Raw genomic sequence first — 24,741 nt, 5'->3', positions numbered from 1 at the left:
AAAAGGGAATTCCCCTATATTTAACAACTAACAATGTACTAATCATACCATGTAATGGTTTGTTTTTGACCTAGTTTTTTTAAAAATTTCATGTTCCTTTCAATGTGATTGTAATCTTTCTCAATATTCCGCCTACGTCACTACCTATCCTCAAATGATTGTAATAACAAACAATCTTTCGTATGGGATACGAAATAAATTTTCCGCATGAGTGGTGGTTCAACAGAAATTACATGTACATTTCCTTGCCTTACAGACTGCTCTACTGCCCTTTCTGGAAGTAACGTGATACCAAGGCCAGCTTTTACCATTGCAAGCATCGGTTCTGCGTAAGATGTTTCCACAGCTATAGTTGGTTTTACACCTATTTCATGAAACATGTTCATAATCATTTTCCTTACATCACATATTTCTGGATATACAATTAATTTTTCATTGTGCAGCTCTTCTATTTGAATGACTATCTTCTCTTTGTACGGATGATTATTTGAAACGGCACAAACAATTTTCTCTTGTTGCACTTCTTTTATATACGTAGCACCTTCTACTACTGAATCGATGAACATCGCGTCAATCTCCCGCGCTTTAAATAACTCTCTTAATACTTCCGTATGTCCGATTTGCCATTCCACTTCGAACTCATCACCTAATATATCTTTACATTCTGATATGTAATACTCCGCTAAACTCGGTAGTATACCCATTGAAAACTTCCGGTTCTCTTGATACCCCCTCATTTCTGTTTTCACTTCATTTATTTGCTCCAAAATTGGTAACATTCTTTTTATAAATAACTCTCCTGCCTCCGTTAACTCTACTCCTTGCGCAGAACGTTTAAGTAAAGTAACCTCTAAATCCGCTTCTAACTTTTGAATTTGTTTACTAAGCGCTGGTTGAGATATATGTAAAATCTTACTTGCCTTTGATAAACTTCGCGTATGCTTCACTTCAATAAACGATCGTACTGCCTCCAAATCCATTGTACACACCTCTAACAAAAAGTTATAACCGTTATAAGAAATCGATATTTCCTCCTATAAACAATTACTCTTTATACTTATTTCATCAACTTACTATAACGAAATGTAAAGGGGAAAGATACTCTTGAACAAAAAACAAATGCTACTCGGATCCTTTCTATGCTTACTCGCCGTCACTGCCTGGGGATTTATGTTTCCTGTAATGGCAAATGCTCTGCAATTTATCGATCCATTCTTCTTCACAACGCTTCGCTATGGATCAGCAGCTATTATTTTTCTTATTTTGCTATTAATTACTGAAGGAAAGACTTCACTCCGCTTAGAAAAAAGAACACTTTCTCTATTCTTTTACGGGACAGTCGGTTTCGCGGGGTATGGTTTTCTCGTTTTCTACGGACAACAACTTGCCGGACCTTCCGGAGCAATCCATGCAGCTATGATTCAATCCCTTATGCCACTGATTGCCTTATCACTGCAATGGATAACGAAAAATCGCCGCCCACAAAACTATACATTCCTTTGTATGTTCGTTGCATTACTTGGTGTTATGCTTGTCATTTCAAAAGGAAATATTGAATTATTATTTGGAGCTGCAAGCCACTTATCGACAAATATATTGATGCTATGCGGCGTTACTTGCTGGGTCATTTATACAAACGGGGGTGCTCGTTTTCAATCTTGGTCACCACTTAGGTACACGACATTAACTTGTTTATTTGGCTCCATTTCACTCATCGTTATTGTTACTTTCTTAACGTACACAAATATAGTTACTATACCGTCACTGCGTACAGTTGTGAGCGTTGGTTTTGAGCTCTTTTATATGTCGATTATCGCAGGCGTTATCGCTGTATTTTGCTGGAATATGGGAAATCGCTATATTTCATCTATTAACGGCATATTATTTATGAATTTAGTTCCTATCCTTGCACTAATCGGTTCTATCTTTCGAGGTTATACAGTGGATAAAATTGAAATCGCTGGAGCTGCATTAACAATTATCGCGCTATTATGTAACAATTTATGGCAAAGAAAAGTAAACATAAAAATCCCCACCTCAGTTCGTTAGGTGGGGATTCTTCACATATGAACAGCTCTTGGCCATTCATGGTACATATTCGCTTTACATAATGCTTGTTCCATCCATTGCTCAATCTCTTTCGTATACATTTCTATGAAAAATGTCTCAGACGGGAAAGAATGGAGTACTTCTGATATATATTGTGGATATAAAAACGGCATACTTATCATACCTTTTAATTGCGTCATAAACATTGTAAATGATACTTTCTGAAATTCTTGTTTCATTTGTCCTTGTCTAATCATTTGTTCTATATAATATCTTTCTTTAGAAAAATAAACGGTCATCACTTCACGAATTAATGTCGTATCAAGCGAAAGCTCTCGGTAGAAGAAACGTGTTAGTTCTCTATTTTCAAATTGATATCGTAAAATCCCGCGCACCATTTGCACCATTACATCTTTAGCCGACAAATACTCTCTCTGTTCAAACGACATTTCAATCACATGAATATATCCTTCTAAAAAATCAGTAATAAGCTGTTCTAATAAACCTTGCTTCCCAGCAAAATAATATGAAATATTCGCTACATTCACATCCGCTCGCTTTGCAATGTCTCGCACTGACGTTCCATCATAACCTTTCGTATTAAACAACGATATTGCCGCATCAATTACTTTTTGTTTCGTCTGCTTCATGCGCTCACTTCCCTTCACTGAACAGCTATAGTTTAAATTTCTTGACTTTTAAGACAAATTCCTTTAATTTTCTATCGACAAAGTCATGTGAAATACATCGTATTTTGCTAATATTTTACACATCTCGATAAAAAAGGAGCTGTTTCCATGTTTACTAAAGAAAGTTATGCAGGATCTCGCGTGCAGCAATATGAGACAGTAATTAAACAACTGGATGCGTTATTAACTGGCGAATCAAACGTAGTCGCAAACTTATCAAATGCGTCCGCATTATTAAACCAATTTTTAGATCGCGTTAATTGGGTTGGCTTTTACGTAACAGAAGGAACTCAGCTTGTTCTTGGACCATTCCAAGGAATGCCTGCTTGCGTGCGCATTCCATTTGGACGAGGCGTTTGCGGCGTTGCAGCTGAAACGAAAACAACGCAGCTTGTAGCAGACGTTCACCAATTCCCAGGTCACATCGCTTGCGATAGTGCTTCTAATTCGGAAATCGTTGTACCGATTGTGAAAGAAGGAGCTGTCATTGGTGTACTTGACATTGATAGTCCTGAAAAGAATCGTTTCGATGAAGTAGATCAGCGCTATTTAGAAAAGTTTGTGGAAACACTCCTAAAACATATGTAAAAAGAAAAGAGCGAGTTATCGATTTAGTACGCCCTGTACAAAACCGATAGCTCACTCTTTTTTCATTGATTAACAGTAGATATTTTCTTTAATGCCTGCTCTAAATCAGAAACGATATCCTCCCACGATTCTAAACCGACTGATAAGCGTATTAAATTATCGAAAATGCCCATTTCTTTTCTTAGTTCAGCTGGAATCGCAGCGTGCGTCATCGTTGCTGGATGCTGAATTAACGTTTCTGTATCTCCTAAACTCACCGCAATTGTAATAAAGTGAAGATCATTAATAAACGCTTGCGTCTCTTCTTTTCCGCCTTTTACTGAAAAAGAAATAACACCGCCCCCGCGTTTCATTTGACGAGATGCTAACTCCCCTTCTGGATACCAAACACCTTCTACCGCATCATGTTTTCTTAGGAACGATACAATTTTTTCTGCATTATCACAATGACGATCCATTCTTACTGCTAACGTCTTTAACCCGCGTAATAATAACCACGCATCAAACGGTGCCATAATACCGCCGATATCCTTTCGCATCGGGCGAATCTTTTCAGCTAATGCTTTCGTTTTACAAATTGTTACGCCCGCTACAACGTCACCGTGACCACCAATATATTTTGTCGCACTATGCACAACAGCGTCACAGCCAAGCTCAAGCGGTCTTTGTAAATAAGGTGAACAAAATGTATTATCAACAATAACAAGTAAGCCATTTCGCTTTGCAACCCGAATCACTTGTTTTAAATCAATTAATTTCATTGTCGGATTAATCGGTGTTTCAACGAAAATAAGCTTTGTATTTGGGCGAATTTTATTTTCAATATCAACCTCTGTCTCCATATCACAAAACGAATGCGTAATCATAAATTTTTCTTCTAACACTTCTAAAAAACCGTACGTGCATCCATATAATCCATTTGAACAAATAATATGATCTCCAGCTTTTAGAAAACCGATTAACGTTGCTGAAATAGCTGCCATACCAGATCCGAAGGCAAGTGCTTCTTCTCCTCCTTCTAACAACGCCATACGTTCTTCAAATAATTTCACAGTTGGATTTCCAAGCCGTGAGTAAATATAAGATGGATCCACTCCCGCAAAACTCGCCTCTCCTTGCTGCGCAGTCTCAAATGTAAATGTAGAAGTTTGAAATAAAGGTGGTGTTAAACTTCCTTTATGTTCCTCAGGTGTATAACCGTGGTGAATTAACGCTGTCTCCATATGCTTCTTTTTCATAAAAACATCCCCCTTATGTTTTTATTGCCGCATATTCATCCATAAAAATTTGATGAACGTTTTCCTTCATTTTATGTAAGCGTTTTATTTGTGTTTCTATCTCTTCTTCTATATTGTTTTAAATTCCTTCTTATATTAATTTCCAAAATTTTTATGCATAAAACAAAAACGTACTCGCTTGACGAAACTCTGGGTAAAAGATATAATAGCGTTTGTGTAAAATAAAAAGGCAGCCTTGTAATGTGAGTTTATCGTTTGTATTTTGTTCCTCTACGGAGGTGTATCTCGTAACTCCCTGCTGCTGGAGCGAAGGTACATGAAAACAAAATGCCCGTAAATATCGATTACGTCTGTTTTTATTTTACGTAAATAAAAACATTTTTAAAGGAGGAGTCAACTATGGCTCGTTATACAGGTCCAGCTTGGAAACTGTCTCGTCGTCTTGGAATCTCTCTAAGCGGCACAGGAAAAGAATTAGAAAAACGCCCTTACGCACCAGGTCCTCACGGTCCTAACCAACGTAAGAAACTTTCAGAATACGGTTTACAATTACAAGAGAAACAAAAACTTCGTCACATGTACGGCATGACTGAGCGTCAATTCCGTCGCACATTTGACCAAGCAGGTAAAATGCCTGGTAAGCACGGCGAAAACTTCATGATCCTTCTTGAAGCTCGTCTTGACAACTTAGTTTACCGTATGGGCTTAGCTCGCACTCGTCGTGCAGCTCGCCAATTAGTAAACCACGGTCACATCATGGTTGATGGCGCTCGCGTAGATATCCCATCTTACCGTGTAAAACCTGGTCAAACTATCAGCGTTCGCGAAAAATCTAACAGCCTTGTTGTTGTTAAAGAAGCGATCGAAGTTAACAACTTCGTACCAGAATACTTAACTTTCGATGCTGACAAATTAGAAGCTACTTACACTCGTCACGCTGAGCGTTCTGAGTTACCAGCTGAAATCAACGAAGCATTAATCGTAGAGTTCTACTCTCGTTAATCTCGGTACTCTGAAAAGAGTATTATTAAAAGCCTTAGGAACCTTGTTTATCAAGGGGCCTGGGCTTTTTTTATTGAATATAGCCGGTATATGTATAGAACCGGAACAATGTAACAAAATAAAAAAGAACTGTAAGTCTATAGTTAATAAACCTTCCCCCTCCCTCTAGAATTCCATCCATCTTTTATCCACATTAATAAAAACCTCCCCTTCTTCTAACACTTAAAAACACTACATTCTACCCCATAACTCATTTCCCTTTGCTATACTCTCCTTCCGTTAACATTATTTTTACAACGTATCTATTTGTACGTAATCTATACCTTCCTTTTTCTATTTACATTCAACCTTAAAAACTTCTTCATCACCAGAGCATCCGAATGAGATTAAAAACTTAATGAACAAGCAACTTTTTCGCTTAATAATCAGAATATTACATTTACAACAACTTCCTTAAATTGGTATTATTTTCTTGTAAGGGAGGGAGGGAAAGTTCATGTCTTTAAATATGTATCTCGGTGAAGTACAAGCTCAAACAGAAAGTATGAACGCTTTCTGTAACGCTACTATTCAAGGAATGGAACAAATTATTCATTCTATTGACGCTTTTGCATTGGATACTGTTCTACAAGGACAAACATATAGTAGTGCAAAAGCATATTTCTTACAAACCTTTCGTCCGTTAGCACAAGGAATCATTTACTTATGCGAAGAATTAATCCGTCAAAATGATGCTTTTCCAAGAGACTTTCAATCACAGGTAGCTTCTACAGATGTTATCGAACAAGAAATAAGAGAACAAATCCAAGAAATCAATCAAACCATTGCAAGTATAGAAGCAATAGAGGTACTTACACCACTGCCTGGAGTAGACTCAATTGTGGCTGTTTTAATTGCGATGAGAAAAAAGCTTGATGAAAAACTAGAGCGTCTACATGAATTCGATTATACATCCAGTAATAACTACAGCACGGCCCTTCAACTAGCAGCTAGTATTGCTATGGGTTTAGCGGAAGTCCAAAGCGGGAAAGGTTTTAGTCCGGTAAGTGGTACATTTAGTACACAAAGGTTGAATATGGAATGGATAGCCTCTATTCAAAAAATTGCAGAGGAAAGAGTTCAAGAAGCCGAAATAAAAAAAGAAATTGAAGAAAAAATGGCTTTGCAGGAACAAGAAGCTAATAGACCGTGGTACCAAAAAACAGCTATTGGCGCTTGGGAATTCTTCCAAGGAATTTGTAATTCAGCTGCTGAAAACTTTACAGGCGTGGAATTACCAATGGGCAATGAATTAGAAAACAAAACAACCTTTCAAGCCGGAAATCTTGTGGGGAATTTTGTATCAGGGGTAGGATCTATTTTTGAAATTTTGGGCGGTATAGCTATTGTAACAGGATCAAATGTTGGAACCGTATTGTTAGAAGGAGTAACTTTCGGGGCAGCATCACCAATTGTTATCCCAGCTGATTTAGCTCTTACAACCGTTGGAGCAGGTGTTGCTACACATGGTACATTTGTATGGTATAATACCGTTCAAAATAGTATTGATACTTTGCAAAGGTTTCAGTCTTCTTCTGGAGGTTCCTCTAAAAATCTTTTAAAAGATGGTAAGTTTGTCGAATCTGATTTAGAATTAAAATATGCGGAATATTGCGTTAGAAAAGCAAAAGACGGTAAAGTACCTAAAGATAGATTGAACTGGAAAGAAGCAAGTGATTATTGGACAAAAGATTCACCTATGGCAAGAGGAAATCGTTTTAATCAAACTGCAGAAAAAAATAGATGGTATCCGAATAATGAGGTACATTTAAGTAATGGTAAAAGATTAGATTCATATGACCCAATTAAAGGGGAAATAGTTTCCAGAAAAGCTACAGATCTAGCGGATATTGATATTAAAACTTTTGAAAAACATTTGAAAGAAATGAAAGATAAGTATGCTATTGGAACCAAGATTCGTTCAAATAAATATAGAAGAATAGATGGAAAATCACTAGAAGGAAAACAAATTTTAGAGATTCCAGCATCTAATAAAAATTTTGAACGAATAGAGGAATATATAAAATTAGCAAAAGAAAAATATGATATTGATATTAGGTTTAGGGAGGAATAATTGATGGCATATGATTTAGAACTTGAAATAAAAGAGGTACTTGAGAAAATTAAATTTGTAGAAAGATATAAATCCTTATCAGAAAAATTTTCCGATAGAACAAATACATTTGAAAACTATGAAAATGAAAAAGCTATTGAAGTATTCAAGTCTCTTGGCTATAAAGCTCGTTACAATAAAAAAGAAGACTTTTTTATTGTAGGAGAAGTAAAAAACAAAGATGTCTACACCTTTAGATTCAACATCAGCTTAAAATATGGTGTTGCTGAATTGATTTGGGAAGCATGGCATAATGGTGAAGTTAGAGCTGGAGACCCTTGGGACATATTTATAAGATTGTTATCAAATGACACGGAAAAAGTACCCGTGCTATATTTCCACAGTTACGATGAACTCAAAGAAATCATGAAAATCGCCTTTGAAATGTACGAAGATTTTAAACAAGAATTAATTCCTATCTATTCATAATTTTATATATAAGAAAGGCAATCTTATCCTATACATAAAGAAATCCGACTCACAAGAGCCGGATTTCTTTATGTATCTAATCTTGAGACGTTGCGCCTTGGAAACATGAATAGAGGGAGATGGTCTTATGCTAAGAAAATATTATTCAAAAAACAATCATTTACAACCATTTTTTGAGGAAGTTAATAAATATGTAGATGGTATTCATAACCTAAATAATGGAATCAGCTTAGAAGATATAACAAGCCTTCAAAATGAACTTAACATTCAAATTCCTGATATATATAAAGATTTTCTCCAAGTGTGTCATGGTGGAGAATTATTTATACCTGGAACAATCCTGTCAGAAATTCATACAGCTGCTCAGGGTCCAAAACAGCGTGGTGGCTCTTATCTAAATGATTCGTTTAAAAAAGAACGAAGACCGACAAAGATGCCAGACACGTATTTAATCATCGCAGATTTAAACTATGGTGACTCGATATGTATAGACTTAGAATCAAGCAATGGATACGATGCAACGGTAATACAATGGGATAGGGAGATTCACAGCGTTTCTAGATCATGGAATGGTTTGGTGGAATGGTTAATGGATACCTTAGACGAAGGATCATTACTAGTAGATTATGATGGTAATGAAAAAGATTTAGACTTTTAACATGAATAGTAAAAGTGGAGCCACAAGAATTAATTCCTATTTATTCATGATTTCACCTTAAAGATATATGAAGTAATGACCCAAAAATAAGGATAGACTTAATATTTTAGGAGGAATAACTTTTGTCTTATTCATTAAAACCTGAAATACAAGCCAGTCTTGCAAAAATTGATTTTATTAAGAGATATAAAGCCCTATCAGAAAAGTTTTCTGATAAGGAAAATACATTTGAAAACTATGAAAACGAAAAAGTAATTGCAGTATTTGAGTCTCTTGGCTATAAAGCCCGTTTTATGAAAAAAGAAAACTTTTTTATTGTTGGTGAAGTAAAGAACAAGGATTTCTATACTTTCAGATTCAATATCAGCTTAAAATATGGGCTTGTTGAGTTCATTTGGTCTGCAAGTTATAATGGTGAAGTTAGAGTTGGGAATTCATGGGATATGTTTGTAAAAGTATTATCCAATGGTTCTGAAAGATTGCCGGCAGTATGCTTCCACAGTTACGATGAACTCAAAGAAATCATGAAAATTGCCTTTGAAATGTACGAAGATTTTAAACGAGAATTAATTCCTATTTATTCATAATGTAAAAAGCTATCGAAGACACCAAAACAGTTACTTCGAGTAGCTTTTATTTATATATATTAAAGTTATTTATTTTCCTCTTTTTGAACATATACATAAGCATCTTTCTGCTCTTTATGTATATCAACCTTCGAATTCTCTGCAAGTTGACCCGCGTTTAGCAAAGAAAAAATAATCAACGCTTCTAGTGACATTTCGTTTTACCACTCCTTTCTAATTGTTATACGTTTATCATACCGCTTACATGTGATTTCCGTATGAACTCGAAAAGGAGATTAAAACAAAAAAGCTTTGAGGAAATTCCTCAAAGCTTTTTATTTATTAGTAACGAATTAAGAAATATTTCTTCTTACCGCGGCGAATGATTGTGAATTTACCTTCGATGCGGTCGTTTTCTGTTACAACGTAGTCTAATGCTTGTGTACGCTCACCGTTCACGTAGATTGCGCCGTTCGTTACATCTTCACGTGCTTGACGTTTTGATGGAGAGATTTTGCTTTCTACAAGTAAGTCGATTAATACTGTATCTTCTGCAGTACGTTCTACAGATGGTACGTCTTTGAATCCTTGCTCGATTTCGCTTGCAGTCAGTTCTGCTACAGAACCGCTGAATAATGCAGCTGAAATTTTAATCGCTTGCTCTAATGCTTCTTCACCATGAACAAGTTTTGTCATTTCAGAACCTAATGCTTTTTGTGCTGCACGTTTTTCTGGCGCTTCAGCTACTTGCTTTTCAAGCTCAAGAATTTCTTCATGAGATAAGAATGTGAAGTATTTTAAGTATTTAACAACATCGCGGTCATCTGTGTTAATCCAGAATTGGTAGAACTCGTAAGGAGTTGTTTTCTCTGGGTCTAACCAAATTGCTCCGCCTTCTGTTTTACCAAACTTCGTACCGTCAGATTTAGTAACAAGTGGAATTGTTAAACCGAATGCTTTCGCATCTTCTTCTGATTTACGGATTAATTCAAGACCCGCTGTAATGTTACCCCATTGGTCACTACCACCGATTTGTAGGCGACAATTATGTTGTTGGTATAAGTTTAAGAAGTCGTATGATTGTAAAATCATGTAACTGAACTCAGTGAATGAAATACCAGTTTCTAAACGAGATGCTACTGTATCTTTTGCTAACATATAGTTTAAACCGAAGTTTTTACCGATATCGCGTAAGAATGAAATGACATCTAAGTTACCAAGCCAGTCATAGTTGTTAGCCATTGTTGCTGGGTTGTCCACGTTTTCGAACTCTAAGAAGTTTGAAAGTTGGTTTTTAATACTTTCTGTGTAGTAAGCAACTGTATCTTTCGTATTTAATGTACGCTCTGCTTTTTTACCACTTGGGTCACCGATCATACCAGTACCACCACCAACAAGTGCGATTGGTTGGTGACCAGCTAATTGGAAACGACGTAACATTAATACTGGTAACATATGACCAATGTGTAAGCTATCTGCTGTCGGATCGAAACCACAGTATAATTTAACGCTTTCTTTTTCTAATAATTGCTCAAGGCCCTCAGCATCTGTTTGCTGATTAATTAGACCGCGAAATTCAAGATCTTGTAAAATACCCATATCCTACATACTCTCCTTTAAGTTCATTACTGGCGTGAAGGTTGAAAACATAAAAAAATCGCCCCTTCAAATAAGGGACGATTTTGATTATCGCGTTACCACCCTAGTTGCAGGCAAAAAAGCCTACCACCTTATTTACATAACGGCTTAGCACCGTCTTTTCCCTTTTGAATACAATTCAATCGAAAAAAGATGCTCTAGGGGCGTAATTCGCGATCATCTATGTGCTGATTTTCACCGACCATCAGCTCTCTAAAACAGGGAAATGATCACTACTTCTCCCTTTCCACGCTCAATTATTCATATACTTTTCTTTATATCATTATTTACTAGCATGTGTCAAATTGAAGAAAATACTATATACAAACTACCTTGAAGATTTTTCCCCTCCATAAAACTCTTGCATCTCCTTTTCGGAAACCTTTGTCAGTTTTAATTTATGCGATTTCTTTCCCTCTTCACTCATGTACAACGTTGTATCATCCAATAATTCCAATTTCACTCTTCCATTCCAAGGGTATGACATATTACATATTACTTGATTATCATTATAATCTACTACACTCCCTTTAACTCTTTCTGTTTTCCCTCTCTTTTCATAAAACACTATTTCAATATTTTTATCGTCTATTTCTTGAATCTGAAGGTAAGCCCCTTTACCGCCAGCATACCAATACCCTTTCATCTTATTAAAAGAAGAAGAATGAGTTAAAAAAATATAAATAGTGCTTGCAACGATTATTAAGGCTATTGCACTTACAACTACGAATCGTTTATGGGCTAGAAAACTAGTTTTTTTCTTATTCTCTACATTCCATTCATTGTTCGTTTCTAATATCTCCTCTGAACATTGTTGTTTCTCTAAATTCATACCACAATCCCCACAAAAATTATCATGCTGTCGCACCTGACTTCCACAATTGGAACACTGTCTCATAATTTATCTTCCTCTCAACAATATATTAATTATATATTTGTATATTAACATATTATTATTTCATTTGGAATTAATTTCATAATATGTATAAATGTAAAAAGCACATAGCTTTCACTATGCACTTCATTTCTCCTACCCTATTTAAAATCCTATAATTAATATCATAATTATAGAAATAACCGGAAGCCCAACTAATAACGATACATGAAACACAATCGATAAATCATTCCCAATGGTCGCCTCCACAGGATCTTTCGCTGGGGAACCAAGAAACCCGATTAATCGATCGAATCGACTTACCGTTTTTGGAAAGTCTGGTATTTCTACATGATCACTATCTAAATGTTGCTTTAACTTATATTCACTCTTAAAGGGATTTTCGCTCAATTTCGTCCACCTCCAGCAATTGTTTCAATTTCTTTATCCCGTTATGAAGTCTCGATTTCACCGTTCCAATCGGAATGTTTAATATCTCTGCAATTTCTTTTTGCTGCATGTCATGATAATAAGAAAGGATTAGGACCGCTCTTTGCTCTTCTGGAACTTTCAAAATTGCTTCTCTTACTGTGAGCCGATCTTCGTGAGAAAATTCTTTTTCCGGAATCGGCACTAAAAATGGCAAAAGCGTACGCCACTTTTTTCTCCTATTTAATTTATTAATCATAAGACGATAACCAATTTGAAATAAATACGTTTTTATTTTACCTTTTTCAAGTTCATACATATGTTTCTTACGCTCTAGCGTCAAAAACGTATCTTGTACAAGATCGATACTTAATTGTTCATCTCGGTTAAATCGATATAAAAATGTGTATAGCGCTGGTTTGATTAAAACATATAGTCTTTCTCCCGCTTGTTTATCTCCACTTTGATACGCAAGCATGAGCTCCTCCTCAATCCCAATCTGCGCCATGATTTTTGATCTCCTTTATTCCTTTTAACGTTAATGAAATACGGGAAATTAAATATGCAATCGCAATAAAAATCCACAATTGTGATTGATTTGTAAAAAATTGCACATATGGGTTTTGAATCGTAAATCCCATTGTAACTAAAGTATTTAACGCTTGCACACATATGCATGCATACAACGCAAGGCAGATAGAAATAGTGTCAAATACATTCCAGCGAAAATACACTTTTGTTTTTGTAAAATCAATTTTATATCCATTTTTCCGTACTATATGTTTTCTATCAAATGGAATAATGATTGAAAACATAACACCCATTATAACTCCAGCTGTAAGCATTGATACTCTATATCCAATTGGTATCGGTAAGAAAAGACCACAAGAAAATACAACTATAATTCCAATTACAGCAAAAGTAAGAAGTAATTTATTAGACATAAAAAAGCCTCCCTCATCTATTCTTTCATAAATGTATACAGACGAGGAAGGCACTTCGTTCAAATATTATTTTAGTTTTTTTATAATCTTTGCAGGATTCCCACCAACTACTACATTATTAGGCACATCTTTCGTTACGACAGCACCAGATGCGATCACCGCATTGTCTCCAATTGTTACACCTGGATTAATAATTGCTCTTCCGCCAATCCATACGTTATCGCCAATTGTAACTGGTTTTCCGTATTCTGATCCGCTTATACGCTCAATTGGATCAAGTGGGTGCGTTGCTGTATAAATGTGGACACCTGGAGCTAACATACAGTTCACTCCGATTGTTACCGGGCATACGTCTAGAATCGTACAGTCAAAGTTCGCGTAAAAATTTTCACCGACATGAATGTTATAGCCGTAATCACATCTAAAAGAAGATTCAAGATGAATATTATCTCCTGTCGTTCCGAATAATTCTTTTACGATTTCGCTACGCTCTTTCAATTGCTCTTCTGACGTATCATTTAATTTTCTCGTTAATATACGCGCTTGCTCTCTTTCTTGTACTAAAACTAGATCAGCCGGTATGTACATTTCTCCTAGTATCATCTTTTCCTTTTCTGTTTTCATCATACTATCCCCTTTAACTTGTATATATAAGTTCATGATATCATAAAAAAGAAAGGCCTGAACATTTTTCGTTCAGACCTTCCTCTCTTAATCTTCCATCGTTGATAAGTCACCTGTTGGTAAATTCAGCTCCCACGCTTTTAATACGCGGCGCATAATTTTACCACTTCTCGTTTTCGGTAATTTATCTCTAAATTCAATTTGTCGTGGCGCTGCATGAGCTGCTAGGCCTTTCTTTACAAATTGACGAATTTCTTCTTTTAATTCATCAGATGGTTCGTATCCTGCTCGAAGTGCGATAAATGCTTTAATAATTTCGCCGCGCACCGGATCAGGAATACCAATTACACCAGCTTCTGCAACAGCAGCATGCTCGATTAATTTACTTTCTACTTCAAACGGACCAACGCGCTCACCTGACGTCATAATTACATCGTCAATACGTCCTTGGAACCAGAAGTATCCATCTTCATCCATATAGGCAGAGTCGCCTGATACGTACCAATCTCCCGGCATGAAATAAGATTCATATTTTTGCTGGTTATTCCAGATCCCACGCATCATAGATGGCCAACCTTTCGCAATTGCTAAGTTACCCATTGTGTAAGGAGGCACTTCATTTCCTTCATTATCAACAATCGCTGCTTTCACACCTGGAATTGGTTTACCCATTGAACCTGGACGGATTTCCATACAAGGGTAGTTACAAATAACTTGTCCACCTGTTTCTGTCATCCACCACGTATCATGAATACGAAGTCCAAATGCGTTCATACCCCAGCGAATTACTTCTGGATTTAACGGCTCACCAACGCTTAATACGTGACGAACTTGTGATAAGTCATATTTTTTAATTGCGTCTTGTCCAGCTCCCATTAACATACGGAATGCTGTTGGTGCGCTGTACCAAACCGTCACACCGTAATCTTGCAGTGCTTCATACCAAGCTTCTGGACTAAAGCGTCCACCTAAAATAACGTTTGACGCTCCAACTAACCACGGTGCGAAAATACCGTAAGCTGTTCCAGTTACCCAGCCCGGGTCAGCAGTACACCAATATACATCGTCTTCTTTTAAATCTAATACCCACTTCGCCGTTTGATAGTGCTGAACCATTGCGTTTTGCGCATGAAGCACACCTTTTGGCTTACCAGTAGAACCAGACGTGTAATGTAGAATCAAGCCGTCTTCACGGCCTAACCATTCAATATGTAATTCTTTTGAAGCTTGTTCAAATAAAGGATTGAACGCTACCGTTTTACCGCCTTCTTCTACATTATCTCCAACAAGGAAAACTGTTTTTAAAGCCGGTAAATCATTTAATGGTACGCGCTCTAACAATTCAGGCGTTGTAATTAACACCTTTGCTTCGCTATCTTCTAAGCGATCGCGAACTGCGCCTTCCATAAATGCTTCAAATAGCGGTCCAACAATTGCTCCTAATTTCACTGCACCTAAAAGTGCGAAATATAACTCTGGAGAACGTGGCATAAAAATAAAAACGCGATCGCCTTTTTCTACATCGCCATAATTCTTAAGGACGTTTCCTGCTTTATTAGAAAAATCCTTCATTTCCTTAAATGTATATTTCTCTTTTCGCGATCCATCTTGATAATAAAGAGCTACTTTATTCTTTCGATCGGATTTCGCATGCTTATCAATTGCCTCATACGCCATATTTACTCGGCCTGTTTCATTCCAAGTAAAGTTTTTATTAACCTCTTCCCAGTTAAAATTCGCGTATGCCTCATCATAATTCGGCAAATTATTTTCTCCTTTAATGACAGGAAGCGTTTCTACTTTCATACTTTACATCCCCCTCCTATGTATTCTATTATCTATTATAATGACATTATTTAAAATTTTCAGTATATTTGTTGATTTTTAGACAAATTTTTAATGACAAATTTCGATTCACATCGCATATATTATAAAGTACGATATTAATAGATTCACAAACCCTCAAGGTGGTGAGCAATACATTGATTCATAAAAAAATATATAATGCTAGAAACTTAAAAACAGCGAAAGGCACTTTAATTATTGAAGGTCCTGTCTCTACACATAACTTAGAAATGTATGAGTTTCATCCAGACTTAATTGCGTTTCGTCCTGCCGAGCAACAATATAAAGCAATTGTCGAAATTTCTAAATTACCAGAAGCTCGTCTCATTATTGCTAGACATGACCAAACAATTGTTGGATATGTTACATACTTGTATCCTGATCCACTTGAACGATGGTCAGAAGGAAAAATGGAAAACTTAATTGAGCTTGGGGCAATTGAAGTAGTCCCAGCCTTCCGCGGGAGTTCTGTCGGAAAGAACTTACTAGAGGTTTCTATGATGGACGATTATATGGAAGATTACATTATATTGACGACTGAATATTATTGGCACTGGGATTTGAAACAAACAGGATTGAATGTGTGGGAATACCGAAAAGTAATGGAGAAGATGATGAATGCTGGCGGGTTACAATGGATGGCTACAGACGATCCTGAAATTTGTTCACATCCTGCCAACTGTTTAATGGTCCGCATCGGTAAACGCGTTGATACGGATTCTATTCAAGCTTTTGATCGTCTACGTTTTCACAATCGTTTTATGTATTAATAAAGGGGGCAACTGGAATGATTGTAGAAGAAATTATGAATCAAAATGTAGTTACATTACATCCAAACGATACAATCGAAACAGCAATCCGAACGATACGCACGAAAGGCATTCGGCACATTCCAATTGTCGATCAAAATAATCACGTCGTAGGCATTATTTCTGATCGGGATGTAAGAGATGCAAGTCCGTCTATTCTAGATGAACAAGTTTCACTCGATATGCTACAGCAACCGCTCGAACTTATTATGAAACATCCTGTTATGACTTGCCATCCTCTCGATTTTGTTGAGGAAATTGCTACTTTATTTTTTGAAAATAAAATTGGCTGTCTTCCTGTTACAAAGGCCGGGAAGTTAGTTGGAATCATTTCTGAATCTACAGTACTGCACACATTAGTAAAATTAACAGGAGCACATCAACCAAGTTCGCAAATTGAAATTCAAGTAAAAAACGAACCTGGTATTCTTGGAAAAGTCGTTGCTATTTTTAGTGATTTACAAATAAATATCGTGAGCGTTCTCGTCTACCCAGCAAAAGACGAGAATGATAAAGTACTCGTTTTCCGCATTCAAACGATGAATCCTCTAAAAGTGATTGATGCACTTGAAGCAGAAGGCTACCGCGTATTATGGCCAAACATCATGGGGATGCAAGCATGAGTAGCGCGTTTATTTATTCGGATGACTTTCGGGGCTATTCATTTAGCCCTGATCATCCTTTTAACCAACTGCGCGTCACACTTACGTATGATTTATTACAAAAGGGCGGTTTCATCTCTCCCTCTCAAATCATCTCACCACGGATGGCTACAGATGAAGAGATTGCCTACGTTCATACAGAGGAGTACATAAATGCGGTAAAACGTGCTGGAGAAGGAAAGTTAGAAAAATCAATTGCGATGACATATGGACTCGGAACAGAAGATACACCGATGTTCCCAAATATGCACGAAGCAAGCGCATTGCTCGTTGGCGGTACGTTAACAGCTGTCGATGCTGTTCTTTCCGGAAAAGTAAAACACGCACTTAATTTGGGCGGCGGCTTACATCACGGCTTTCGCGGCAAAGCATCTGGCTTTTGTATTTATAACGACAGTTCTATCGCAATGAAATATATTCAAAAGAAATACGGTTTACGCGTCTTATATATTGATACAGATGCTCATCACGGTGATGGCGTACAGTGGTCGTTTTATGATGACCCTAACGTATGCACCATTTCACTGCATGAAACTGGTCGCTATTTATTCCCTGGAACTGGCGCTGTAAACGAACGTGGACAAGGTAATGGTTATAGTTATTCTTTTAACGTTCCACTCGATGCTTTTACAGAAGATGAATCGTTCTTAGAAGCATATCGAACTGTTGTAAAAGAAGTTGCAGCGTACTTTAAACCGGATATTATTTTAACGCAAAATGGTGCTGACGCACATTATTATGACCCACTTACACATCTTTGTGCGACAATGAATATTTACCGCGAAATACCGAAGCTCGCTCGTGAAATTGCTAATGAATATTGCGACGGTCGCTGGATCGCTGTCGGCGGCGGTGGCTATGATCACTGGCGCGTCGTTCCAAGAGCTTGGGCACTCATTTGGCTCGAAATGAACAACATCCAAAACATCTCAGGTTATCTCCCTCCAGAATGGATTGCAGCTTGGAAAGGACAAGCAGAAACAGAACTTCCCCTCACATGGGAAGATCCAGACAACATGTATAAACCTATCCCCCGTAAACCAGAAATTGAAGAAAAAAACGCATTAACTGTAGCGAAATCCCTTGAAATTATTCGGAATAATATGACAAAATCTTTATACTAACGAAAAGGAGGCTCGTTTTTGAATAGCCTCCTTTTATTTGAAGTTTGCTATTATTGTCGTTTTCTGTCGGTAAGTCGATATATGTTAATAATCGCTGATATATTCCGAGTTACGCCGATATATTTTGATAATCGCTGATATATTCCGAGTTGCGCCGATATATTCTAATAATCGCTGATATATTCCGAGTTGCGCCGATATATTCTAATAATCGCTGATATATTTTCATTTCATAACAGTCTGGCCCAACTTTTATGAGAAAAGGTCGTGATATTATGTGGACACAACAAATAATCAACACGAAACGCGGTACATTTGAACTCTTTACAAAAGGAAATGGCGAATCGCTTTGTATTACACATCACTATTCACAATTTAATGAAACTGGGGATTACTTTGCGGATGTTTTTACTGCTACGCATCGTGTATTTCTCATTAATTTACGAGATACTGGTCGCTCTGTAACCGCCCAGTCAGAAAACGAATTAAGCATGATTGAAACAATCAACGACTTAGAAGCCATACGAGAAGTATTACAACTTCCAACATGGCATTTCGCCGGTCATTCAACAGGTGGTATGCTTGGACTTTTATATGCGATTACATATCCAAATTCCTTACACTCATTAGTCATAGCAGGCGCTGCAGCAAGTAACTATACCGAAACACCATTTTGCATTTATCACCCAGCACATCCACAGTTTCATTATATGCAAAAACTCATCGAAAACTTAAAAAGCCCTCACCTTACAAATGAAGAACGAAAAGAACTATCTACTGAGAGAACAAAATTATCATTGTTTAAACCAGAAAACTACAACTCTTATTTTTGTAAACCAATCAACAAAACAATGTCCATTAGCCGGATGAATGCTTTCGCCAATGAATATCCTTCATTTGATTTAAGAGAGTATTTACCTTTCATCCAAACAAAGACACTTATTATATGCGGAAGATATGATGTGCAGTGTCCTATTCAATATTCCATCGAGATACATGAGGTTATATGCGATTCTACTTTTGTGACATTTGAGGAGAGCAACCATTATCCTTTTTTAGAAGAAGCGACCCTGTTTACTTCTACTACTCAAATATTTTATAAATCGTTACGCCAGTACCGTTATTATTAAGGAAAGCTCACAGTCTCTATAAGACTATGAGCTAAATTTTCAGAAGAAATATTTCGTACTATATAAAAATAAAAGATAAAAGGAAAAGAGCACCAAACCTACATCAAACAACACTGACTTTTTATCTCCTTCTTTTAAACCTATCGTAATATTAAAAATGCTTCTAACTATCCAACCTAATACTAAAAATAACCAGCCGAAATGATCATTTGTATAATCTTTATCATAAAACATTTGTATTGCACCAATAATTAATAAAATAATTATAATATTAGTTCCAATCCTTAAGACCTTGTTTGATTTATTATCTTGTAATGTATCTCCCAAAATGTAGCACACCCTCTCATGCTCTACTATGTTTTATCTCTCTTTATATCTTAACACAAATTACCTATTATTTCCTTTTTGCAAATAACATAAAAAACCTGCCAATTACTCGGCAGGTATATTACACGTTAAAACGATAACCAGCTCCCCATACTGTTTCAATATATTGCGGGTGAGCAGGATCTCTTTCAATTTTTTCACGTAGCTTTCTAATGTGGACGACAACAGTGGCTAAATCCCCAGCGGAATCTAATCCCCAAATGCGTTCAAATAACTGTTCTTTATTTAATACTTGGTTTGGATGTGTGACAAAGAATGTTAATAAATCAAATTCCTTCGTTGTAAACGCAACTTCTTCATTGTTTATAAAAACTTTTCTCGCTCGTTGATCGATAGAAATTCCGTGAATATATAACGTATCACGTTGCTTACTTACATTTCCTAATAATCTTTCATAACGGGCAATATGTGCTTTTACTCTTGCGACTAATTCACTCGGGCTAAACGGTTTCGTTATATAATCATCCGCTCCTAATCCGAGTCCGCGAATTTTATCTATATCTTCTTTTTTTGCTGAAACAAGTAGAATCGGAATATCTTTTACAGCACGTATTTGTTTACAAATTTCGAATCCGTTCATTTTCGGAAGCATAATATCTAAAATAATTAAATCATAGTCTTCTTGCAGAGCTGTTTGTAAACCTATTTCTCCTGAATGCTCTACATCAACTTGGAAATCATTAATTTCTAAATAATCTCGCTGTAATTCTGCAATACTTACTTCATCTTCTATTAATAAAATTCTTTTCAATTTACTCACCACATTCCTCTACTTTTTCCAATGAGAAGAAAATGCTTGTGCCTTTCCCAAGCTCGCTTTCCGCCCAAATTTCCCCGCCATGTTCTTCAACAATTTGCTTCGCTATCGCTAAACCAAGTCCACTTCCACCTGTGCTAGAATTCCGCGATTGTTCTGCACGATAAAAACGTTCAAAGATATACGGCAATGTATCAGATTCTATACCTGATCCGTTGTCCATCACTTTCACAATAACTTTATTATTATCACTCGATACTGTTACAGTAATTTTCTTCTCTTCTTTATCCATGTATTTCACACTATTATGAATTAAATTTGATATAACTCTATTGATCTTTTCGCAATCAGCCGTTACATATAGTGGTGATGCATGTAATTGTAAGTTAACTTCTATACCTTCTTTACTTAAATCCATTTGCATCTCTTCGATTAACTCTTGCATAAACGTATTCAATTCAACCGTTTCAAACTGAAAGGGAACTCGATTCAAATCGAGCTTTGAGAATAAAAATAATTCATCAATAAGTGTATCCATATGTCTTGCTTTCGTATGGATAGTTGTTAAATACTTATCCATTTTTTCTGGCGTATTTGCTACTCCGTCCTTTATTCCTTCTACATATCCTATAATTGATGTAATCGGTGTTTTTAAGTCATGAGAGATGTTTGAAATAAGCTCTTTTCGATTTTCTTCATACTGTGTTTGCATCTCTATCGATTCTTTTAATCTCTTCCTCATTTCCTCAAACCCTTGATTTAATTGCCCTATTTCGTCGTGTGATGTAATTGGTATTTGAAAATCTAAATTTCCTTCTTTAATTTTCTCCGTTGCGCCTTTCAATACAAAAATTGGTTTTATTACACTTCTTGAAACGAGGTAACTTAATAATCCAATGAGTAAAATGGCTAGTAGTAAAAGCGATACGAATAAGATTGGAAATAATTTTTGTGTAAGATCTACAAATGAACTTTGCTTTTTTAATACAAATATACTTCCCTCTTCTTCCTGAGGAAAATAAAAATCAAACTTTACATATCGATAAAATGTATCGCCTAGTTCCGTTGTACCACGACTATTAATATTTGCTGATTCAAATTTCGGAAGGGCTTCTTTTAAAGAAACACTTTCAAATACGTTTGAAGCATATGAAAGTGTTTCTCCTTTTCTTACTACTATTTTCACACCCTCTTTTTCTATTGCTGAGACAAACGACTCATCTAGCAATTGAGATTGATGCTGTTTGGCTGCTGACTTCAACTCAAGATAGGCATTCTCTTCTTCTGGTGTAAGCGGCTTTTGAATGTAAGAACTTTTATAGAAATTTTTCACTGCTTCCAAGTCACCTGTTATCGAAAAAACGATTAAAAATCCCGCGACTAATATAAGCGTAATGGAAACGAGGATAACAGCAATATAAGAAAATAAAAACCTTGTTTTAATAGACATATCTTAAATCCTCACTTTATCAAACCTTATTATTTATAAGCATAAAAATATATGTTCAATTACTCAAGCGATTTTATAGTAATTTTAGCGTCAGTTTATAAAAATTTAATGTTCCTATTTTACAGTTGAAATTAGGAGGTTGAAATTCCATGTTCAAAAAAACATTCAGTATGATATGTTGCGTAATTTTTTTACAAGGATGCTTGCAAGAACAAGAAGTAAAAAAGGAGATGATAAACATGGAGACTGCACTACTAGCAGCCACTGAAAAAAATGAAACGAATACTGTTATATCTTTACTAAAACAAGGCGCAAATATAAATGCGACGGATAGTCAAGGACGCACTCCGCTTATGATTGCTACATACAAAAATGATGTAAAAACCGCAAAGGTACTTATCGAAGCTGGTGCTGACGTAAATATCCAAGATGACATGAAAAATAATCCCTTTCTATACGCCGGTGCGGAAGGTTACTTAGACATTTTAAAACTAACAATTGATGCTGGTGCAGATCCTACGATTACAAATCGTTACGGCGGAACAGCTCTTATCCCAGCCTCAGAACATGGCTATATTGACGTTATAAAGGAACTCCTCACTCGAACACATATTGATGTAAATCATGTAAATAACCTGGGATGGACAGCTTTAATGGAAGCCATCGTACTAAGTAACGGAAACGAAACACAGCAACAAGTCATTCACCTTCTTATTGAGCACGGTGCAGATGTAAATATTCCAGACAATGATGGTGTTACCCCGTTAGAGCATGCTCGCGCTCATCACTTTGAAGAGATAGAGAAGATTTTGTTAGAAGGCCGTAAGTAAAAAGCTAATTTTTGCCTTCCTCCCCCACCCTATGCTACATTTAAGCCGTTACATTACTATTAATAGGGTGGGAATAAAAATGAACAAACCTAAAATTGGGATGATTGGACTTGGAAGTATTGCGCAAAAGGCCTATCTTCCAACACTTACAAAAGAAACTGATTGGAAGTTTGTAGGGGCGTTTACACCTAACGCACAGAAAAGAAAACAAGTTTGCCAGCAATACCGAATTCAAGACTTTCATTCTATTGAAATGTTAGCTTCGGAATGCGATGCAATCTTCGTTCATAGTTCAACTACATCGCATTATGAAATCGTTTCTGAACTTCTAAAAAAAGGGATCGACGTTTATGTTGATAAACCGCTAGCAGCTACAGTGGAACAAGCTGAGCAACTAGTCGAGTTAAGCGAGAAGTATAACCGAAAATTAATGGTCGGATTTAATCGCAGATTCGTTCCTATGTATGTCGCTGCCAAAGAACAGGCTCATGATATTTCATGGATTCGAATTGAAAAGCATCGTACAAATAAAGTCGGGCCATATACGTACGACTTCACTATGTTAGATGATTATTTACACATTGTAGATACTGCTCGCTGGTTAGCTAATGATGACCTTAACGCCGTTCACAATATGATGCAAATCAATGAAAAGAATGAACTTCTTTACGGACATCATACATATACAACTCCAAGTGGACTATTACTTTCTACTGCAATGCATCGCCATGCCGGTACTAATTTAGAACAAATTGAACTTGTAACGACAGGAAAAATCATTCGCGTAAAAAATATGAATACATTTGAAATTGAACAGGAAAAATCAGTTTCACAAAGTGGTTCCCCATCATGGGATACGACGTTAAAACAACGTGGTTTTGAAGATGCTGTTCATCATTTTATTGAGTGTGTACAAGGCGATACAAAGCCCGTTGTAGATGGATTAGAAGGATTAAAAACGCAGCAAATGCTACAATCTCTACTAGATGATGTAAATAAAAATTAAAACGGATACATTTTTCAGAATTTACTTTCATTCCCATTCCCTCTTTATTTCTCTCATAAATTTCTATAGAATATGTTGATAGGAATTATAAATTTCATAATGAATCGTGGAAAGGATGGGATTAACACATGTGGAACGAGTTTAAAAAGTTCGCTTTCAAAGGGAATGTAATCGATTTAGCTGTCGGGGTTGTAATCGGTGCTGCATTCGGTAAAATCGTTAGTTCTTTAGTAAAAGATATCATCACACCATTACTTGGTATGGTATTAGGTGGCGTTGACTTTACAGATTTAAAAATTACATTCGGTAAATCATCTATTATGTATGGTAACTTCATCCAAACTATTTTTGATTTCTTAATTATTGCAGCTGCTATCTTTATGTTTGTTAAAGTTTTCAACAAACTAACATCTAAAAGAGAAGAAGAAAAAGAGGAAGAACTTCCAGAACCAACAAAAGAAGAAGAACTTCTTGGCGAAATTCGCGACTTACTAAAACAGCAAAACTCTTCTAAAGATAGAGCATAATTGAACGGATAAAAAGGCATGTCCCTCGGGACATGCCTTTTCTATATGCTATAACGTTTCCGAATTCATATGAATAAATAAAATAATACCAGCAACCACAAGTACCATAATGCTACCTGCAAATAGTGTAATACCAATAAACATTAAACTTGTGCTCATATCTACTGATACACTTTCAATAAAAATAGAAATTACATACGTGATAAGGGCAATTCCTGCAAGAATACTTCCTGGAACAAATCGCTTTAAACCATTTTGTTTTAACGTCATATATGCAAAAATAGCAGTCATACAAAGCGTAATTATCCAAAGAACGATCATCTCTTTTCCCCCC

The 24,741-nt window shown here is 36.2% G+C and carries 29 protein-coding genes and 1 other annotated feature; of the genes, 14 read left to right on the top strand and 15 right to left on the bottom strand.

From position 1 onward, the window contains the following. Positions 1-140 precede the first annotated feature (140 nt). On the bottom strand, positions 141-980 hold the full coding sequence (locus ACTFRY_RS01200; protein ID WP_000362537.1) for a LysR family transcriptional regulator: 840 nt from the start codon (positions 978-980) through the stop codon (positions 141-143). Between the two features lie 124 nt (positions 981-1,104). Here ACTFRY_RS01200 and ACTFRY_RS01195 point away from each other — a divergent pair, with 124 nt between their 5' ends. After that, positions 1,105-2,049 (top strand): DMT family transporter, encoded by a 945-nt coding sequence (locus ACTFRY_RS01195; protein ID WP_098617027.1) that lies wholly within the window; start codon positions 1,105-1,107, stop codon positions 2,047-2,049. A gap of 11 nt (positions 2,050-2,060) precedes the next feature. Here ACTFRY_RS01195 and refZ read toward each other — a convergent pair whose 3' ends face one another. Beyond that, positions 2,061-2,699: a forespore capture DNA-binding protein RefZ gene (gene refZ / locus ACTFRY_RS01190; RefSeq protein ID WP_000814923.1), complete on the bottom strand. Its 639-nt coding sequence runs from the start codon at positions 2,697-2,699 to the stop codon at positions 2,061-2,063. Between the two features lie 147 nt (positions 2,700-2,846). On the opposite strand from refZ, the gene ACTFRY_RS01185 reads away from it, so the two are divergent. Next, positions 2,847-3,326, top strand: a complete 480-nt coding sequence (locus ACTFRY_RS01185; protein ID WP_000494342.1) for a GAF domain-containing protein — start codon at positions 2,847-2,849, stop codon at positions 3,324-3,326. A 62-nt stretch (positions 3,327-3,388) separates the two neighbouring features. Here the strand turns inward: ACTFRY_RS01185 and megL are convergent, their stop codons facing one another. Next, on the bottom strand, positions 3,389-4,564 hold the full coding sequence (gene megL / locus ACTFRY_RS01180; protein WP_000726564.1) for a methionine gamma-lyase: 1,176 nt from the start codon (positions 4,562-4,564) through the stop codon (positions 3,389-3,391). Between the two features lie 399 nt (positions 4,565-4,963). Between megL and rpsD the strand changes: the two genes are divergently transcribed. From rpsD to ACTFRY_RS01155, 5 genes are all read left to right on the top strand, one after another. Then, positions 4,964-5,566 carry a 30S ribosomal protein S4 gene (gene rpsD / locus ACTFRY_RS01175; protein WP_000135317.1) on the top strand — a complete coding sequence of 201 codons (603 nt, stop codon included), beginning with the start codon at positions 4,964-4,966 and terminating at the stop codon, positions 5,564-5,566. Between the two features lie 496 nt (positions 5,567-6,062). Then, positions 6,063-7,679 (top strand): T7SS effector LXG polymorphic toxin, encoded by a 1,617-nt coding sequence (locus ACTFRY_RS01170; protein WP_000056034.1) that lies wholly within the window; start codon positions 6,063-6,065, stop codon positions 7,677-7,679. A 3-nt stretch (positions 7,680-7,682) separates the two neighbouring features. Then, positions 7,683-8,147: a hypothetical protein gene (locus tag ACTFRY_RS01165; protein ID WP_000312815.1), complete on the top strand. Its 465-nt coding sequence runs from the start codon at positions 7,683-7,685 to the stop codon at positions 8,145-8,147. Positions 8,148-8,274: 127 nt separating this feature from the next. Beyond that, on the top strand, positions 8,275-8,805 hold the full coding sequence (locus ACTFRY_RS01160) for an SMI1/KNR4 family protein (protein ID WP_000944937.1): 531 nt from the start codon (positions 8,275-8,277) through the stop codon (positions 8,803-8,805). A gap of 122 nt (positions 8,806-8,927) precedes the next feature. Next, a complete protein-coding gene (locus ACTFRY_RS01155; protein ID WP_098617026.1) occupies positions 8,928-9,392 on the top strand; it encodes a hypothetical protein in 465 nt (154 codons plus the stop codon). 65 nt (positions 9,393-9,457) lie between these two features. On the opposite strand, the gene ACTFRY_RS01150 is transcribed toward ACTFRY_RS01155, so the two are convergent. The 8 genes from ACTFRY_RS01150 to acsA all read right to left on the bottom strand — a co-directional run bounded on the left by ACTFRY_RS01150 (position 9,458) and on the right by acsA (position 15,686). Next, positions 9,458-9,586, bottom strand: a complete 129-nt coding sequence (locus tag ACTFRY_RS01150) for a hypothetical protein (RefSeq protein WP_000050940.1) — start codon at positions 9,584-9,586, stop codon at positions 9,458-9,460. A 127-nt stretch (positions 9,587-9,713) separates the two neighbouring features. After that, positions 9,714-10,970, bottom strand: a complete 1,257-nt coding sequence (tyrS, locus tag ACTFRY_RS01145; RefSeq protein ID WP_000512083.1) for a tyrosine--tRNA ligase — start codon at positions 10,968-10,970, stop codon at positions 9,714-9,716. Between the two features lie 70 nt (positions 10,971-11,040). Then, positions 11,041-11,268: a binding site (T-box leader), on the bottom strand. Positions 11,269-11,337: 69 nt separating this feature from the next. Then, a complete protein-coding gene (locus ACTFRY_RS01140; protein WP_222127656.1) occupies positions 11,338-11,907 on the bottom strand; it encodes a zinc ribbon domain-containing protein in 570 nt (189 codons plus the stop codon). A 141-nt stretch (positions 11,908-12,048) separates the two neighbouring features. Next, entirely contained in the window at positions 12,049-12,294 is a 246-nt protein-coding gene (locus tag ACTFRY_RS01135; RefSeq protein WP_097855476.1) for a hypothetical protein, read from the bottom strand. Then, positions 12,275-12,820, bottom strand: a complete 546-nt coding sequence (locus ACTFRY_RS01130; RefSeq protein ID WP_000057201.1) for an RNA polymerase sigma factor — start codon at positions 12,818-12,820, stop codon at positions 12,275-12,277. The genes ACTFRY_RS01135 and ACTFRY_RS01130 overlap by 20 nt, the downstream gene beginning before the upstream one ends. Then, positions 12,801-13,256: a hypothetical protein gene (locus ACTFRY_RS01125; protein WP_000066457.1), complete on the bottom strand. Its 456-nt coding sequence runs from the start codon at positions 13,254-13,256 to the stop codon at positions 12,801-12,803. The genes ACTFRY_RS01130 and ACTFRY_RS01125 overlap by 20 nt, the downstream gene beginning before the upstream one ends. Before the next feature lie 66 nt (positions 13,257-13,322). Further along, positions 13,323-13,883 carry a maltose acetyltransferase domain-containing protein gene (locus ACTFRY_RS01120; protein WP_002001062.1) on the bottom strand — a complete coding sequence of 187 codons (561 nt, stop codon included), beginning with the start codon at positions 13,881-13,883 and terminating at the stop codon, positions 13,323-13,325. Positions 13,884-13,967: 84 nt separating this feature from the next. Beyond that, a complete protein-coding gene (acsA, locus tag ACTFRY_RS01115; protein ID WP_000862049.1) occupies positions 13,968-15,686 on the bottom strand; it encodes an acetate--CoA ligase in 1,719 nt (572 codons plus the stop codon). A 176-nt stretch (positions 15,687-15,862) separates the two neighbouring features. Between acsA and acuA the strand changes: the two genes are divergently transcribed. From acuA to ACTFRY_RS01095, 4 genes are all read left to right on the top strand, one after another. Continuing rightward, complete coding sequence (gene acuA / locus ACTFRY_RS01110) at positions 15,863-16,495, top strand: acetoin utilization protein acetyltransferase AcuA (RefSeq protein WP_000581388.1); 633 nt, start codon at positions 15,863-15,865, stop codon at positions 16,493-16,495. Between the two features lie 17 nt (positions 16,496-16,512). Then, positions 16,513-17,157 carry an acetoin utilization AcuB family protein gene (locus ACTFRY_RS01105; RefSeq protein WP_000634583.1) on the top strand — a complete coding sequence of 215 codons (645 nt, stop codon included), beginning with the start codon at positions 16,513-16,515 and terminating at the stop codon, positions 17,155-17,157. Then, the gene (acuC, locus tag ACTFRY_RS01100) at positions 17,154-18,320 is read left to right on the top strand and encodes an acetoin utilization protein AcuC (protein WP_080119306.1); all 1,167 of its coding nucleotides are present in this window, start codon (positions 17,154-17,156) and stop codon (positions 18,318-18,320) included. Before ACTFRY_RS01105 ends, acuC begins: the two co-directional genes overlap by 4 nt. A 254-nt stretch (positions 18,321-18,574) precedes the next feature. Beyond that, on the top strand, positions 18,575-19,450 hold the full coding sequence (locus ACTFRY_RS01095; protein ID WP_141541500.1) for an alpha/beta fold hydrolase: 876 nt from the start codon (positions 18,575-18,577) through the stop codon (positions 19,448-19,450). Between the two features lie 39 nt (positions 19,451-19,489). On the opposite strand, the gene ACTFRY_RS01090 is transcribed toward ACTFRY_RS01095, so the two are convergent. From ACTFRY_RS01090 to ACTFRY_RS01080, 3 genes are all read right to left on the bottom strand, one after another. Further along, entirely contained in the window at positions 19,490-19,777 is a 288-nt protein-coding gene (locus ACTFRY_RS01090) for a hypothetical protein (protein WP_000502934.1), read from the bottom strand. A 121-nt stretch (positions 19,778-19,898) separates the two neighbouring features. Further along, complete coding sequence (locus tag ACTFRY_RS01085) at positions 19,899-20,588, bottom strand: response regulator transcription factor (RefSeq protein ID WP_001986686.1); 690 nt, start codon at positions 20,586-20,588, stop codon at positions 19,899-19,901. A 1-nt stretch (position 20,589) separates the two neighbouring features. Further along, entirely contained in the window at positions 20,590-22,044 is a 1,455-nt protein-coding gene (locus ACTFRY_RS01080; RefSeq protein ID WP_000023869.1) for a sensor histidine kinase, read from the bottom strand. A 149-nt stretch (positions 22,045-22,193) separates the two neighbouring features. Between ACTFRY_RS01080 and ACTFRY_RS01075 the strand changes: the two genes are divergently transcribed. From ACTFRY_RS01075 to mscL, 3 genes are all read left to right on the top strand, one after another. Beyond that, positions 22,194-22,874 (top strand): ankyrin repeat domain-containing protein, encoded by a 681-nt coding sequence (locus ACTFRY_RS01075; RefSeq protein ID WP_000474102.1) that lies wholly within the window; start codon positions 22,194-22,196, stop codon positions 22,872-22,874. A 79-nt stretch (positions 22,875-22,953) separates the two neighbouring features. Then, positions 22,954-23,880: a Gfo/Idh/MocA family protein gene (locus ACTFRY_RS01070; RefSeq protein WP_098617024.1), complete on the top strand. Its 927-nt coding sequence runs from the start codon at positions 22,954-22,956 to the stop codon at positions 23,878-23,880. A gap of 128 nt (positions 23,881-24,008) precedes the next feature. Then, positions 24,009-24,407, top strand: a complete 399-nt coding sequence (gene mscL / locus ACTFRY_RS01065; protein ID WP_000267003.1) for a large-conductance mechanosensitive channel protein MscL — start codon at positions 24,009-24,011, stop codon at positions 24,405-24,407. A 48-nt stretch (positions 24,408-24,455) separates the two neighbouring features. Here the strand turns inward: mscL and ACTFRY_RS01060 are convergent, their stop codons facing one another. Beyond that, entirely contained in the window at positions 24,456-24,728 is a 273-nt protein-coding gene (locus ACTFRY_RS01060; protein WP_000636590.1) for a DUF3917 domain-containing protein, read from the bottom strand. Positions 24,729-24,741: the final 13 nt, after the last annotated feature.

This window comes from Bacillus cereus group sp. MYBK195-1, assembly GCF_051916605.1.
GTDB classification, from domain to species: Bacteria; Bacillota; Bacilli; order Bacillales; family Bacillaceae_G; genus Bacillus_A; species Bacillus_A cereus.
The sequence above is the reverse complement of the archived record's forward strand: the minus strand, read 5'-3'. Positions and strand labels throughout refer to the sequence as shown.

What these genes read in the sequence shown, in the direction of transcription:
- acsA (WP_000862049.1), bottom strand. Translation starts at nt 15,686, where the DNA reads ATGAAAGTAGAAACGCTTCCTGTCATTAAAGGAGAAAATAATTTGCCG.
- ACTFRY_RS01150 (WP_000050940.1), bottom strand. Translation starts at nt 9,586, where the DNA reads ATGTCACTAGAAGCGTTGATTATTTTTTCTTTGCTAAACGCGGGTCAA.
- ACTFRY_RS01060 (WP_000636590.1), bottom strand. Translation starts at nt 24,728, where the DNA reads ATGATCGTTCTTTGGATAATTACGCTTTGTATGACTGCTATTTTTGCA.
- ACTFRY_RS01120 (WP_002001062.1), bottom strand. Translation starts at nt 13,883, where the DNA reads ATGATGAAAACAGAAAAGGAAAAGATGATACTAGGAGAAATGTACATA.
- ACTFRY_RS01075 (WP_000474102.1), top strand. Translation starts at nt 22,194, where the DNA reads ATGTTCAAAAAAACATTCAGTATGATATGTTGCGTAATTTTTTTACAA.
- refZ (WP_000814923.1), bottom strand. Translation starts at nt 2,699, where the DNA reads ATGAAGCAGACGAAACAAAAAGTAATTGATGCGGCAATATCGTTGTTT.
- megL (WP_000726564.1), bottom strand. Translation starts at nt 4,564, where the DNA reads ATGAAAAAGAAGCATATGGAGACAGCGTTAATTCACCACGGTTATACA.
- acuC (WP_080119306.1), top strand. Translation starts at nt 17,154, where the DNA reads ATGAGTAGCGCGTTTATTTATTCGGATGACTTTCGGGGCTATTCATTT.
- ACTFRY_RS01160 (WP_000944937.1), top strand. Translation starts at nt 8,275, where the DNA reads ATGCTAAGAAAATATTATTCAAAAAACAATCATTTACAACCATTTTTT.
- ACTFRY_RS01170 (WP_000056034.1), top strand. Translation starts at nt 6,063, where the DNA reads ATGTCTTTAAATATGTATCTCGGTGAAGTACAAGCTCAAACAGAAAGT.
- ACTFRY_RS01080 (WP_000023869.1), bottom strand. Translation starts at nt 22,044, where the DNA reads ATGTCTATTAAAACAAGGTTTTTATTTTCTTATATTGCTGTTATCCTC.
- ACTFRY_RS01140 (WP_222127656.1), bottom strand. Translation starts at nt 11,907, where the DNA reads ATGAGACAGTGTTCCAATTGTGGAAGTCAGGTGCGACAGCATGATAAT.
- tyrS (WP_000512083.1), bottom strand. Translation starts at nt 10,970, where the DNA reads ATGGGTATTTTACAAGATCTTGAATTTCGCGGTCTAATTAATCAGCAA.
- ACTFRY_RS01200 (WP_000362537.1), bottom strand. Translation starts at nt 980, where the DNA reads ATGGATTTGGAGGCAGTACGATCGTTTATTGAAGTGAAGCATACGCGA.
- ACTFRY_RS01185 (WP_000494342.1), top strand. Translation starts at nt 2,847, where the DNA reads ATGTTTACTAAAGAAAGTTATGCAGGATCTCGCGTGCAGCAATATGAG.
- ACTFRY_RS01130 (WP_000057201.1), bottom strand. Translation starts at nt 12,820, where the DNA reads ATGGCGCAGATTGGGATTGAGGAGGAGCTCATGCTTGCGTATCAAAGT.
- ACTFRY_RS01070 (WP_098617024.1), top strand. Translation starts at nt 22,954, where the DNA reads ATGAACAAACCTAAAATTGGGATGATTGGACTTGGAAGTATTGCGCAA.
- ACTFRY_RS01125 (WP_000066457.1), bottom strand. Translation starts at nt 13,256, where the DNA reads ATGTCTAATAAATTACTTCTTACTTTTGCTGTAATTGGAATTATAGTT.
- ACTFRY_RS01105 (WP_000634583.1), top strand. Translation starts at nt 16,513, where the DNA reads ATGATTGTAGAAGAAATTATGAATCAAAATGTAGTTACATTACATCCA.
- mscL (WP_000267003.1), top strand. Translation starts at nt 24,009, where the DNA reads ATGTGGAACGAGTTTAAAAAGTTCGCTTTCAAAGGGAATGTAATCGAT.
- ACTFRY_RS01165 (WP_000312815.1), top strand. Translation starts at nt 7,683, where the DNA reads ATGGCATATGATTTAGAACTTGAAATAAAAGAGGTACTTGAGAAAATT.
- ACTFRY_RS01095 (WP_141541500.1), top strand. Translation starts at nt 18,575, where the DNA reads ATGAGAAAAGGTCGTGATATTATGTGGACACAACAAATAATCAACACG.
- rpsD (WP_000135317.1), top strand. Translation starts at nt 4,964, where the DNA reads ATGGCTCGTTATACAGGTCCAGCTTGGAAACTGTCTCGTCGTCTTGGA.